Raw genomic sequence first — 14,004 nt, forward strand, 5'->3', positions numbered from 1 at the left:
ACGCAAAAAAGAATCCACTCCCGAACCGAAAGTTCGAAGGAGTGGATTCTTTTTATACAAATAAATGGCCGAATATAACCAGAATCGGTAATGTGATCACAGTGCGCAGTACAAAAATTGCGGCAAGTTCCCAGAACTTAAGCGGGATATTTGAACGCAGGATCAACAATCCAACTTCAGACATATAGATGATTTGCGTCAAAGACACACCGGCCAGGACAAAGCGGGTCAATTCGCTTTCAATGCCGCTGCCAAGAACAGCCGGCAAGAACATATCCGCAAAGCCGACGAGGAATGTAGGAGCCGCTTCAGCCGCTTCCGGAAGTCCCAATAATGTCAGTACCGGAATCAGCGGATAGGATATGATTTTGAATAGCGGTGTGTATTCCGCGATGATCAATGCCATTGTTCCAAGCGCCATAACCAACGGTATCAATGCGAGCCAAATATCAAGCACCGTTTCAATGCCGATTATTGCAAGCTTCTTCGGGCTAGCGGCGCTGTCTGCTTTAAGGCGCGCTTCGTTGAATCCCCATTTGACCAGTGATACGCCTTCAGGAATCGTATCATCGACTTGTTTTCCAACCGGCGCAAAATACTCATTCTTTTTGCGGGACAACGGCGGAATACGTGGCATGATGACGGCAGCTACCAAACAAGCGATGGAAACAGCCAAGTAGAACGGCAAAAACAAGTGGCCGATGCCAACGACATTTGCCACGACTAAACTGAAAGCGACGGATGCAATCGAAAAGGTCGTGGCGATAACGGAAGCTTCGCGTTCTGTGTAATAGCCTTCATCGTATTGCTTCATTGTTACCAATACGCCGACTGGCGCAGCACCCATCCAAGATGCCATCGCATCAATCGACGAGCGGCCAGGCAAAGTGAACACGGGGCGCATAAATTTGTTGACCAGTACACCGACAAATTCCATCAGCCCGAACTCTACAAGCAAAGGCAATAAAATGCCGGCGAACAAGAACCAAGTGAGCAACACTGGAGCCAGATCAAAGAGGACGACTCCGCCTGTGTTGCGGGAAGCGATTGCGTCAGGGCCAATTTCATAAAAGGCCATGATGCAGAATGCGAAAGCGACTACCTTTACTGCAAGATTGAACGGTCCGTTGATGAATGTCGTGCGCAGAAAAGGTGACTTTTTCACAAACTCTGGCTTTAAAGCCGTCGCAGCTAAACTGGAGATGGCTGAAAAACCAAGCAGGAATAAGATGAATGCCGGAATTACTCCACTGAAAGTAGAGAGCAGGAATGATGCTAAGATGCCGACACCAATTGTTACTTCCCCGTTATAAGATATGGGGCATAAAAACAAGAGTGCTCCGATCAGGGATGGAACAAGGAATTTCCAGGTTGATGCGGGTGAAACTGTCTTTTTGTAGTTTTGAAGCGTAGTCATGTGTTTTCCCCTCCATCCTCTTTTATTCAATAATGTATACACTATACATTATTCAGGAATAGGGTTACAAGGGAATTTTAAACTTCCTTTATAGAACCGTCACTTTTTTGCTGTAAATAAAGCTTTTTTATCTATTTCTTTATTTGAGAAAAAAGAGATCAGAGTTTTCTGGAAATAGTATTGAATAAAAATACGAAGTTCGTATATAATATAATGAAAAGAAGATTATTGAACAGCTCCAAATCTTTCTTAGATGTTTATGTAATTTTCTCTTTTTAAATAAACGGAGACTATTTATAAATTTGTAAATATATTAAATCTAAGTGTAATAAAAGTTCTTATTTTTTATTTTCAAAGATAAAATTCTTACTTTACAATAATAAAATCTGATAGTATGAGTATTAATTGATTTTTTTTAAACTTATAATAAAGTATAGATAGAAGAGCTTTTGTGCCTCCCTTAAAAAAAGAAACCTAAGATGCGTCATAAATAACGAGTGAATATTTGATTCTTGCATCAGCAGGTAGTTGATGAAAGAATTTTTATTTTTTATTTAGCTGAAAGTTAGAGCCTCTTTCTTTTTGTTTATTTTAAAAATCCCATAAAGCTTGCTATATAAGCATTTAAAGGGAAATCTGAAGCCTATTCCAAAGTTTTTTATTATTGTAAAGAGGGCCGATTTTGAAAAGCAGCTTCTTATCTTAAAATATTTAATTGATTATAAAGAAATCAGTTTGTATAATGATTTATAAACACTTATTTTTTTGGATAATTATTCACCTTTACCCTGTTTCTAATGAAAGGAATGAATACAATTGCAGTATATTGAAAGAGAAGATAAAGTCATCCAACAATCAGCTTATGAATATATAAAAGCCACTCATAAAAAAGTTAAAGAACGCAATCCTGGAGAATCTGAATTTTTACAGGCGACATGGGAAGTCTTTGCATCATTACAGCCTGTTTTTGAACAGCATCCTGAATATGTGCAAGAAGGCATTCTGGAGCGCATTTCCGAGCCTGAACGTTTTATCGCGTTTCGGGTCACTTGGGAAGATGATAATGGAAACGTCCATGTAAACAGAGGATACCGGGTACAGTTCAACAGCACACTGGGGCCTTATAAAGGCGGCCTCCGTTTTCATCCTTCTTTAACTGTCAGCGTCGTGAAATTTCTTGGCTTTGAGCAGATTTTCAAGAATGCCTTGACAGGTTTGCCAATAGGTGGAGGCAAAGGCGGTTCCGACTTCGACCCCAAAGGGCGATCAGACCGGGAAATCATGCGTTTTTGCCAAAGTTTCATGACAGAACTCAGCCGCCACATCGGACCAGACATCGATGTTCCTGCGGGTGACATCGGCGTTGGCAAACGGGAAATCGGCTATTTGTTCGGACAGTATAAGCGCATCCGCAATGCTTTCGAGGCTGGTGTCTTCACGGGCAAGAACCCGGACAACGGCGGCAGCTTAATCCGCAAAGAAGCGACGGGTTACGGCACAGTCTATTTTGTTGAGGAAATGCTGAAAGGCCAGGGCCATTCTTTTGCCGGCAGCAAGGTCATCGTTTCCGGTTCAGGAAATGTATCGATTTATGCAATGGAAAAAGCGATTGAGTTTGGCGCGAAAGTTGTTGCGTGCAGCGACTCGGAAGGGTATATCTACGACCCGGAAGGCATTAACGTGGAAACCGTTAAGCAGCTGAAGGAAGTAGAAAGAAAAAGAATTTACCATTACCTTGAACATCATCCAAGTGCACGTTTCGGTAAAGACAAAACAGAGATCTGGACACTTCCATGCGACATCGCTCTTCCTTGTGCGACGCAAAATGAAATCGGCAGAGAAAGTGCAGAAGCCCTGGTAGACAACGGAGTCAAAGCAGTGGGCGAAGGGGCCAATATGCCATGTGACGATGAAGCGGTCCGCGTGCTGACGCACAACAAGGTTCTCTTTGCACCGGCGAAAGCTGCGAATGCGGGAGGCGTAGCAGTTTCTGCGATGGAAATGTCACAGAACAGCATGCGCTATTCTTGGACCTCTGAAGAAGTTGACGCTAAATTGCATCAAGTCATGAAGACCATTTATAAAAATTGCATGGAAACTGCAGAAAAATACGGTTCCCCGGGCAACCTGATTGTTGGCGCCAATATTGCCGGCTTTAAAAAAGTAGCAGATGCAATGCTTGATCATGGATTAAACTAAAATTTGATTAGATAAAGTAGACGAAAAAAGCTCAGGCAAAGAAATTTGCCTGAGCTTTTTTTGGGCTGAGCTAATCAATTCAAGATCCAAACACTTTGACTGGAAAAGTTCTTCGCCTGCCGCGAAGAGCTCCTTCAAAAGCAAAAAGCCTTCAAAGTCCAAGCAAATATTCTTTATCTGCATTTTCAGCGGATGCTATCGATGGTTTTTCATTCCTTATCGGTGTTGCTAAACTTTTTATCGGCGTTTCACAAATCTCTACCAACATTCCTGCAAATTCCCCTTTACACAATCCTTATACTTCTTAACAGATTCTCCACAATAACTTCATAATCGAGCTTTACACTAAATGAATAAACAACGAGAGAAACTGAGGGGGAATTGAGATGAATAAATTGTTTACAGGTGCAAGTGTGCTTGCCATGACGGCGATGCTGGCAGCGTGCAGCGGGGAAGAAGCGGCAAATAATGCAGAAGCGGAAAGTGCGGACAGCGGATCAGCGGTTTCCGGTTCACTCGATTTTTATACATCACAGCCGGACGCGGATGCACAGGCGCTTGTGGACGCTTTTACTGAAAAGAATCCGGATGTGGAAGTCAGCATTTTCCGTTCAGGCACAGAAGAAGTGGTATCGAAAATCCAGGCGGAAGACCAGGCAGGTGATATCCAAGCCGATGTTTTATTGGTAGCGGATTCCGTGACGTTCGAGAATTTCAAAAAAGAAGAATTGCTGCTGCCTTACAAGTCACCGGAAGCAGAAGCGATTGACGAATCATTTATCGACCCGGATGGAGCTTATACCGGGACGAAAGTGATGGCAACGGGGCTTGTCGTCAATACGAACGAAGTGAAGGATCTGCCGGACAGCTGGACTGTTTTGACGGAAGAAGCTTCAAAAGGGAAAGCGGTTATGCCAAGCCCGCTATATTCAGGAGCAGCCGCGTATAATTTAGGCGTCATCACGAAACAGGAAGATATGGGCTGGGAATTCTATGAAAACATGCGCACCAATGACATCACCATCACGCAAGGAAACGGAGCCGTCCTTGAAGGAGTGGCCATGGGCGAACAGCATTATGGCATGATTGTGGACTACCTTGTAGCTCAGGCGAAGAGCGATGGATCTCCGGTTGAACTTGTGTATCCGAAAGAAGGGGTGCCGGTCATTACAGAACCGGTGGGCATCCTGGCGAATACGGATAACGAAAAAGCCGCACAGGCATTTGTCGATTTTGTGCTGTCGGAAGAAGGACAGGAATTGGCGTCTGAACAAGGATATACGCCTATCCGTGAAGGCATCGAAGCACCAGAAGGCCTGAAATCATTGGATGAAATGAATGTGCTGGAAGCCGACTCAGTGGAATTGCTGGAAACACGCGAAGACGATAAAGCGAAGTTCGGAGAGATTTTTGGTCAGTGATCGATTTTGCAAGGCAAGGAGCTAACGACATGACGTTAAAACAGCAGGCAATTGGAGAGAGAAAAAAGGGCATGCCCTCTTTCTCTCTTTTTCTTCAAAACAAAAAGTTCTATAAAGGCATTGGCTTATTGGCAGTGTTTCTGCTTTTCCTGTTGCCAGTGCTTCGGCTCGTATGGCTCAGTTTTGTTAATGATAGCGGGCTGACCTTGGATTATTATCGGCAAGTGCTGCAGGAAACAGCGACTTGGGTGACGGTCCAGAATACGTTAATCATTGTACTGGGGTCAACGCTTTTGGCACTTGTTTTAGGTGTAGTGTTTTCCTGGATTGTCGCCTATGTCGATGTGAGCGGGAAACGGACGATGCAGCTGTTCATCTTCCTGCCGTTTATCATTCCTTCCTATATCACAACACTCGCATGGACGCAGTTTTTCAGTGGCTCAGGTCCAGTGGCGGCGCTATTGTCCCGGCTTCCGGGAAATCTGGAAGTGCCAAATTTGTATAGCATCGGCGGCATCATTCTGCTGCTCGGCTTGTCGCATTATCCGCTCGTTTATCTCTTTACGGTCAACGTCTTCCGCAAGATCCCCCGTGATTTGGAAGAAGCGGCGGCGACGTCCGGCTTGTCCAAAAAGCAGACATTGCAAAAAGTAGTGCTGCCGCTGGCGCTGCCTGGGATTGCGAGCGGCGGGCTGATCGCCTTTTTATCTAATCTCGACAATTTCGGGATTCCCGCTTTTTTAGGGACGCCTTCGAATATCCGGGTGCTCAGTACCTATATTTACGAACAAGTGGTAGGATTCGGACCGGAAGCTTTCTCGCGGGCAGCTGTTTTGTCCGCCATGCTCGGTGTAATCGCGCTTGCCGGCACATTGCTGCAATGGTTTTTGCTCAGGCGGAGCCGGGTTACCGAAACGGCACGCAGCGATTCACAGCCGCGTATTTTCCTGGAGCCGATGAAAAGAAGATTGCTGGAAATCGCTTTATGGACATTTTTGCTTGTGACGAGCGTTATGCCGCTGATTGCGATGGGGGCTTTATCGCTGATTTCTGCCTACGGCGTACCGTTCACGTTAGAGAATCTGTCATTGAAGAATTATGAGCAGGTGTTTTTAAATGATTCCAAACCGGCAGCGGCATTTATGAATAGCTTGAAACTCGCGTTGGTTACGATGGCCATTTGCTTGTTCCTCGGAACCTTGTTTGCCTATCTCCGGTTTAAATCTCCTGACTGGAGCACGAAGACGGCGGAATTGTTCATCACGATTCCGTATGCACTGCCGGGAACGGTATTTGCGCTTTGCATGATTTTCATGTGGATGGAGCCGGTGCCTGGATGGAATCCTGGAATATACGGTACTGTTTTTATCTTGTTCATCGCCTACACCACACGATTCCTGGTGCTGCAGGTCCGTGGCAGCTATACAGCCTTCCTGCAGATCGACCCGTCGATGGAAGAAGCGGCACGGACTTCAGGGGCAAAGGGCTGGGCAAAGTGGAGCAAGATTTTATTGCCATTACTGCTCCCAGGAATCCTCAGTGGTGCGTTGCTGGTATTTTTGATGGCATTGACGGAACTCACCGTATCGAGTCTGTTATGGTCTTCCGGTTCTGAAACGATTGGTGTGGTGATCTTTGGCTACGAGCAGGCGGGCTACTCAACGTATTCGACTGCATTCTCTACGGTGCTTGTACTGGGCATACTGCTCAGCGGCGCCTTGTTTATGATGCTCGGCAAGCTATGGGACAGAAAGGTGCTGAAAGCAAAATGATTGAAGTTCAAGACGTTTCAAAGAAATACGTAGATTTTACGGCGCTCCATTCGATCGATTTGAAAATTAAAACCGGGGAATTTATCGCGGTGCTCGGCCCTTCCGGCTGCGGCAAAACCACGCTTTTGAAATTGCTCGCAGGATTCATGGGGCCGACAACAGGAAACATCGTCATGGATGGCACTCTTATGGCCACGGCAAAACGAGTCACGCCACCCGAAAAACGCAATATCGGGATGGTGTTCCAGTCATTTGCCTTATGGCCGCATATGACGGTCGCGGACCATATCAAGTTTCCGCTCGACCACCATCCAAACCGGAAAAAAGAAAGCAAAGCCGAACTGCAGTCCAGAATCAATGACGTGCTCGGGCTTGTCGGACTGGATGCTTTTGCAGCACGCTATCCATCGGAACTGTCTGGCGGGCAGAAACAGCGGGTGGCTTTGGCGCGGGCGATTGCACCGCTGCCGAATCTGTTGTTGATGGATGAGCCATTCAGTGCGCTTGATGTGGAGCTGCGGATGGAGATGCGGAAAGAAATTCAGAAGCTGCATTGGGAAACAGGGGCTTCCATTGTTTTTGTCACACACGACCAAAGCGAAGCGCTTGCCATCGCAGATAAAATCGTGGTGATGAACGATGGCCGCATCGAACAAATTGCGCCGCCGGAAATCATCTACACGCGCCCTGAAACTCCATTTGTTGCGACGTTCGTAGGGAAATGCAATTTGATCAAAGGGCAGTGGAAAAAAGAAGGGTTTGTGCCGGAAATCGACCCTGGCAGCATTTGGCCGGATCGTGGTGTGGCACGCAGCTTTAAAGCGGACGGCATCTACCCGGTACGGCCGGAACAATTGCAATTATCTCCAGCGAAAAAGAACGGACTTCATGGACGCGTCACATTTTTCCAGTATCAAGGGCATGAAATCCACTATACCGTGGAAGTGGCAGGAGGCATATGGACAGTGCACGAGCCGGTGTATTTGCCGCGATTTCATGCCGGAGATGCGGTGGAAGTTTCGCTGAAGGCGGGCGCAGGGCAGGGAAGAGATCTTGTTTCTGCTGCGAGATGAAAAAAAGCTTCCATGCACATAAGTGCCTGGAAGCAAATTTTTAGTTCTGTACTTGAGGTGTTGCTGCTAATCCGGCTTTTTTATCCTGTGCTTCATGCAGTTTCACCATGGCGAAACGCGCAATCGGCTGGATCACTAGGCTTTCTGCAGCGAGCACGATGATAAAGTTGCGCGGCCAGTACTGCAGCCAGCTGCTGAAAAGTTCAGGATGGAAACCGTTGCCGACAATGTCGCCGATCAACGTCATAGCGGCGGACATTCCGAGTACGGTGAAAAGAATACGGAATAGGATTTTCGAGTTGAAGCTGTCAGTCGGTTTGGTGAACTTTGCGGTTAATGCCTCTGCGATGCGGCCGAAAATAGCGGGTTCAATAATCATGACGATTATCCACATGATCGGCAATGTTTTTAATATGCTGAAAGCAATCTCGCCATTAAATTCTCCGGCAAAGTAAATGATGCTGAATGTAGTCATGAACAAAACAGTCATAGTGGAAATGAGCGCGCCATATAATAGGCCCTCTTTTCCGTTTCTCGGCAGTCTTTTTTCTTGGTGCATATTTTTCTTCCTTTCCAAAAGCTTTTATTTGACCATGGCAATACGATAAATCATGTACAAATGAAGCGATGGTCGCGGCAATAAAGGTCAGCTTTTGGAGAACATCAATAGTGGATCTGCCATTGATTGTCTGCCTGTGGATTTCCGTTATTCGTTTACTATCTCTACTATTTCAAACATACATTTTGGATAACCATTCGTTTGCGGTTATGCTCAATTTAAAGTTGTTACTCTATACAGTCTGTTTTAAACCTTAACAAAATTATTTGCGAAAAGGTAAGTGTCCATTTTATGTCTTTTGGAAAAAGGAGATTCAATAAAAAATCTCTTAGAAAAATTTCAATGACATCAGAAAAATATGTCCTTACTGTATCTTGAAAAACTCAACTAATATTGCAGCTGTCAGATGGAAAAGTTTTGAGGGGTGAAAAAAAGGGAAAATATTATAAATACAATGTTTTAGGATTTTTCATGAATAGAAATTGTGTAGGAGGAGATCGACCATGGCAGACAAATCAACCCAAGAAGCAATTGAGAAAGTCAAGGAGTTGATCAAGGACATTGAGGTAGCGATGTTCACGACAATATCAAACGGCAAAGCGGTATCACGTCCGATGCAGACCCAGGAAACGGAATTCGACGGAGATTTGTGGTTTATGACCATGAAAGATACAGCAAAATACCAGGAAATCCTCCGAAATCCTACAGTCAACTTAGCCTATTCCGGCAAGTCTTATGTATCAATCAGCGGAACCGCAGAAATCAGCGAAGATCTGGAGAAGAAAAAAGAATTCTGGAATCCGATCCTCGGTAAATTACTGGAAACGACTTATGATGATCCAAATGTAGTGCTCATTAAAGTATCAGCGGAGACAGCCGAGTACTGGGAGACAGGAAATAAATTAAAGAGCGCCGCAAAGTTTGTTAAAAAGCTCACGACTAAGGAAACCATGGATGAAGACAGTGATTTGAACGAAACCGTCGAATTCGACCGTCTATATGGCAGTGACAATTAATTTGACATGAAAAGGCCAGTCGAGCAGACTGAGCCTTTTTGTGCAGATAAAGGGTTTATTATTCTCAATAACTAGCTTAGAGTTAAAGGAAAGAAAATCAAAGGATGAGAATGATGAAAGTCTTTGCGTCACATGATGAACAGATTAAAATCCTTCAGGAGCGGGGATTGAGCGTGCCGGATAAAGCGGCTGCCAAACGGATTTTGTCGCGCGAGAATTATTATGCGTTGATTGATGCTTATAAAGAGCCGTTTCTCCAAAAGGATGAACGGCTTAATCCGTATCGCCTGGAACGATACATAGAAGGTACAGAGTTCGGCCATGTCTATGCGTTGTACCGCTTTGACCGGGAATTGCGGATGCTGATGCTGAACGAGCTCTTGAAGTTCGAGAAAAACATCAAATCAAAAATAGCGTACCGTTTCTCAGAAAAGTTCAAGGAGACCGACAGCTTTCTCGAACCGGAAAATTACAGTCCCGACAGCAGGCATCATCACGAGCGGGACCGCATCATTTCGACGCTCGCCAATCTTATCAAAAGCCACAAAAAGCGAGACCGTGTGAGATACCCCGCCATCCGAGAATTTTTCGACAAGCACCGGAATGTGCCGCTATGGGTGCTCGCCAATTTCTTATCGCTTGGCCAAATCACCAATTTCTACACGGTAATCGATGAAGAGCTGCGGGAACGGATTGCCCGGGATTTTGCCGAAGAGTACAGCGAAGAATACAGCCCGATCCGTTTGAAAGCAAGTGAAATTGATGCGATTCTTGTTGTCGCTTTCCCGTACCGCAATAAATCTGCGCATGAGGAAGTGCTGTACCGCTTCCGGCTCGCGCATCCGGTGGAACTCGGCAGGGCAGAAGAATTGATGGCGATGCCAAAAGGAAGCCTCAGTAAGGGGACAGTGTCTTCTATGGTGAATTTGCTGAAGCTGGTGCTTGCGCGAGAAGAATATGAAGTGTTTTCGAAAGAGCTGGAACGGCTGGTGGATGAGCTCGAAGGGGCTGTCATGGAGCAGGCTTTTGAAAGGGTCATGAATGATACAGGATTTTCTCATGAATTTAGAAATCCGAAGAAAATGACATGACATGAAAAAACCCGCTTCAGCCAATTGGCTGAAGCGGGTTTTAGTATTTCGGAGCAGGCATTTCCTCGGTATTCATCAGATACGTGTAGTGTCCGCTGATTTTTGCAGAGCATTTTCATCCATTTTATTGATCATATTCTTCTTTCGGATGAAAATGAAGTACGATGCTACAGTAAAGCCGGCGATCAATGAAGTAAGCACAACTTGTACGCGAAGCGATTCGATAAACAGCATGGCGATATAGATTCCAGAAATGGCGAAGATGGTGGCATAAGTCAAGTAAGGGAAAAGCCACATCTTGATTTGCAGGGCTTCCGGATTTTCCCGCTCGAACTTGCGGCGCATACGCAAATGGGAAAATGCAATAACCAGATAAACTAATAGAGCGACTGCACCAGATGAGTTGATCAAGAACAGGAAAATCTTATCTGGTGAAATATAACTGAAGATGACTGCAATATACGAAAATACAGTGCTGAACAGAATAGCGCGGATAGGGACGCCTTTTTTGCTGAGTTTTAAAAAGGCTTTCGGTGCATCGCCTTTTTGCGCCATTCCGTACAGCATCCGTGAATTTGCATACAACGCAGAATTCAAGCAGGACAGCACAGCCGTCAATACAACAAAGTTCATGATTTGCGCTGCAGCGGGAATGCCGATATGGTCAAGAACGGCTACAAACGGGCTGACCAGTACGTTGGCTGAGTTCCAGGGCAGCAAAGTGACAACCAGCGCAATGGAACCGATATAGAACACTAAAATACGCCAGATGACACTGTTCGTCGCAATCCGGACTGCCTTGGCAGGATGGTCGGATTCCCCGGCTGCAATGGTGACAATTTCAGTTCCCATGAATGAGAAGATGACCACTGTAATGCCGAGTAATACAGAACCGAAGCCTGTTGGCATGAAGCCTCCGCTTCCCAGTAAATTCACAGTTCCAGGAGAATCTACACCCGGATACCATCCGAAAACAACACATAGGCCAAGAATGAGGAATAAGGTAATGCTGACCACTTTGATAAGTGAAAACCAATACTCAAATTCGCCGAATGACTTAACGGAAAATAAGTTCGTTAACGTCAATGCAATTGTTAAAATCAATGCCATAAGCCAAAGCGGAAAATCCGGAAGCCAGTATTGCATAATGGCTGCGCCTGCAATTGCCTCGATGGCAATGACAACTACCCAGAAAAACCAGTACAGCCAGCCAATCGTAAATCCGGCCCATTGGCCGATTGATTCGTTGGCATAAGTCGCAAAAGAACCGCTTGTCGGATTAGCTGCCGACATTTCACCGAGCATTCGCATTACCAGTACGACAAGAGTTCCAGCCAGTGCATACGACAAGACTGCACCTGGGCCTGTCGAGTTGATGACCGCTCCACTTCCGATAAACAGCCCGGCTCCAATTACTCCTGCAATTGAAATCATGCTGATATGCCGGATTTTTAAGTCCGGATTCAATTGTTGTTGCGTCATGAGCTTTTCCCTCCTTAAATGTGCATCGCTCCGATATTGCTCGCTCACTAATGTAAACGGTTACAAATGTCGGAATATTCTTTTATATCAATCATCATACATAATATGTTTTTAAAAAAATGTAGACAACATGTAAAGAAAAGTGCCGGTGGGTTTTACTAACTGTAAATTGAGCAGAAGTTTATGAAAACCAGGCATGCTTCAAAAAAGAGGGCCATGATTAATACCCTCTATAAGAGTTGCAGCTTAAACTGCTTATTTAGCGTCCAAAAGGCGGATAGCCATTACTGCACTTTCAAGAGCCAGCCGTTTAGCGGGAGCCATAAAATCTTTGCCAAGCAGCGTCTCCAGTTTTTCCAACCGCAGATAAAGCGTTTGGCGGACAACAAAGAGGCGGTCGGCTGTTTCTTTTTTCGAGCCGTTGGACTCCAGGTAAGCGGCTAAAGTTGCAAATAAGTTGCTGTCCATTTTCTGATCGTATTCAAAGACAGGCGCCAGGTAACTTTCAGCGTAAGATTTTAAAAAACCGCTGTCTTCAAACTCCAGTAAAAGTTTGTAAATGCCCAGATTTTCATACAAAGGAGATTCTACAATTCCGCTATGCATCATTCGGGCGGCTTTGCCAGCTTCTTCATAAGCTTTTTTTGCTTTTTCGACATCCTGGTAAACTGAACTGACCCCGCAAGCGCAATTCTTTCCATCAATAAAATGGAGGCCTTTCATATCAGTGATTTGCCGGATGACTTGTAAAGACCGGTTGGCTTCGTTTTTTAAATGTTCAGCGGAAATAAAGGAAGCGATGGCCACAATCTCGCTTTTGCTGCAGGACAGGGCAGGGAAAAATCCGGCCCGCTTGAAAAGCGCCCGTACACTCATCAGTCTCTGTAATTTGATTTCTTCCCAATCGCTTTGCTGAAATTCCGCATCGGTGGATTTGGTAGAAATCGTAAAGACCCGGTAATAGGTATTGCGGCTTGGCGGCGGCAGAAAGGCTTGGAAATCATCCAGCTCAACTGTTCTGCCATTAACCAAATTGCGGACAAACTCATCTTCATTATTTTGTTTGCGTTCTTCAATAGTTCGATGGCGAAGCAAAATCTGTGCAATGGCAAGGGAGGCTCTGTCTAATATGAGAAAAGAAAATTCTTCAGGCCGAGACTGATCGAGCTGCAAGCACAAATGGCCGAGCACTTGTCCAAGTCCTTCTACTGGCATAACGGCAAAAGTAATGCCTTCAAATGTCAGCAAACGTTGTTCTATGTATTCATCCGGCGACTGTTCCAGCTGAGTACGGATTTCTTTTTCCCACACTTTACTGTCAGAAGGGAAGAAATAAGGTTTTTCATTGTCTGTGATAAAAATGGCGCGCTGCTGAAAAAATTGATGCAGTTCCTGTAAGATTTTTAGAATTCCATTATGTGTCAGGGAAAGTGAATTGAACTTTCTGGACAATGCGTCCAGCTGGGAAAGCATCTGATGGTGCTGATTGATGATGAAAGTATGCAGATCCTGTGTGATGTCGACAAAGCGGGTGGTCTTATCAAAAATGATAACCGGAAAAGCGCAACGGTCTGCCAGTTCAATGAGTTCTTGCGGAATTTCTTTGAAATAAGGACCCATTTCTATACAGATGCCGGCAACTTCCTCATCAATCAGTCTTTTAACATATTTCAGCTGCGTCTGAAGATCTAATTGCAAGCCGACGCCAGTCGTGAAAATCAGTTCGCCGCCGTTAATTAAAGTATCAAGTTCCTTTACTTCCAGAATGTGTGACCACTTTACTTGCCGGTCGAGTCCTTCTTTGCCGGCAATCAAGCGGGCATTGGCAAAACTTTTTCTTTCGAGCACTTCTTTAATCGTCAATTTCAGCTTTTCCATATAGCAGAGTCCTCCATAACGTCAAAAAAATCTTTTGTTTATTATACAAAGTGTCAATTGATAGTATTCGGAATTATTTGTAAAGTACAGTTAGTA

11 protein-coding genes are annotated in these 14,004 nt (G+C 45.0%); 7 read left to right on the forward strand and 4 right to left on the reverse strand.

The genetic code is table 11. The features are described from left to right. Positions 1-52: 52 nt before the first annotated feature. Entirely contained in the window at positions 53-1,417 is a 1,365-nt protein-coding gene (locus tag QWY16_RS04295) for a YjiH family protein (RefSeq protein ID WP_300991664.1), read from the reverse strand. An 816-nt stretch (positions 1,418-2,233) separates the two neighbouring features. Between QWY16_RS04295 and gdhA the strand changes: the two genes are divergently transcribed. From gdhA to QWY16_RS04320, 5 genes are all read left to right on the forward strand, one after another. After that, on the forward strand, positions 2,234-3,616 hold the full coding sequence (gdhA, locus tag QWY16_RS04300) for an NADP-specific glutamate dehydrogenase (RefSeq protein WP_436837163.1): 1,383 nt from the start codon (positions 2,234-2,236) through the stop codon (positions 3,614-3,616). 95 nt (positions 3,617-3,711) lie between these two features. Continuing rightward, positions 3,712-3,924: a hypothetical protein gene (locus tag QWY16_RS04305; RefSeq protein ID WP_300991665.1), complete on the forward strand. Its 213-nt coding sequence runs from the start codon at positions 3,712-3,714 to the stop codon at positions 3,922-3,924. Between the two features lie 78 nt (positions 3,925-4,002). Further along, positions 4,003-5,037, forward strand: coding sequence for an ABC transporter substrate-binding protein (locus QWY16_RS04310; RefSeq protein WP_300991666.1), 1,035 nt, complete (start codon positions 4,003-4,005; stop codon positions 5,035-5,037). A gap of 29 nt (positions 5,038-5,066) precedes the next feature. Then, a complete protein-coding gene (locus tag QWY16_RS04315) occupies positions 5,067-6,809 on the forward strand; it encodes an ABC transporter permease (protein WP_300991667.1) in 1,743 nt (580 codons plus the stop codon). Then, complete coding sequence (locus QWY16_RS04320; RefSeq protein WP_300991668.1) at positions 6,806-7,882, forward strand: ABC transporter ATP-binding protein; 1,077 nt, start codon at positions 6,806-6,808, stop codon at positions 7,880-7,882. Before QWY16_RS04315 ends, QWY16_RS04320 begins: the two co-directional genes overlap by 4 nt. 40 nt (positions 7,883-7,922) lie before the next feature. On the opposite strand, the gene QWY16_RS04325 is transcribed toward QWY16_RS04320, so the two are convergent. Next, positions 7,923-8,441, reverse strand: a complete 519-nt coding sequence (locus tag QWY16_RS04325; RefSeq protein ID WP_300991670.1) for a DUF2798 domain-containing protein — start codon at positions 8,439-8,441, stop codon at positions 7,923-7,925. Positions 8,442-8,944: 503 nt separating this feature from the next. Between QWY16_RS04325 and QWY16_RS04330 the strand changes: the two genes are divergently transcribed. Together QWY16_RS04330 and QWY16_RS04335 are read left to right on the forward strand one after the other, a co-directional pair. Next, positions 8,945-9,457 (forward strand): pyridoxamine 5'-phosphate oxidase family protein, encoded by a 513-nt coding sequence (locus QWY16_RS04330; protein ID WP_300991671.1) that lies wholly within the window; start codon positions 8,945-8,947, stop codon positions 9,455-9,457. Between the two features lie 104 nt (positions 9,458-9,561). Then, the gene (locus QWY16_RS04335; protein WP_300991672.1) at positions 9,562-10,548 is read left to right on the forward strand and encodes an Abi family protein; all 987 of its coding nucleotides are present in this window, start codon (positions 9,562-9,564) and stop codon (positions 10,546-10,548) included. A 75-nt stretch (positions 10,549-10,623) separates the two neighbouring features. On the opposite strand, the gene gabP is transcribed toward QWY16_RS04335, so the two are convergent. Both gabP and QWY16_RS04345 read right to left on the reverse strand, forming a co-directional pair. After that, positions 10,624-12,030, reverse strand: a complete 1,407-nt coding sequence (gene gabP, locus QWY16_RS04340; RefSeq protein ID WP_300991674.1) for a GABA permease — start codon at positions 12,028-12,030, stop codon at positions 10,624-10,626. A 255-nt stretch (positions 12,031-12,285) separates the two neighbouring features. Next, the gene (locus QWY16_RS04345; RefSeq protein ID WP_300991676.1) at positions 12,286-13,908 is read right to left on the reverse strand and encodes a PucR family transcriptional regulator; all 1,623 of its coding nucleotides are present in this window, start codon (positions 13,906-13,908) and stop codon (positions 12,286-12,288) included. Positions 13,909-14,004 lie beyond the last annotated feature (96 nt).

This window comes from Planococcus shenhongbingii (assembly GCF_030413635.1).
GTDB classification, from domain to species: Bacteria; Bacillota; Bacilli; order Bacillales_A; family Planococcaceae; genus Planococcus; species Planococcus shenhongbingii.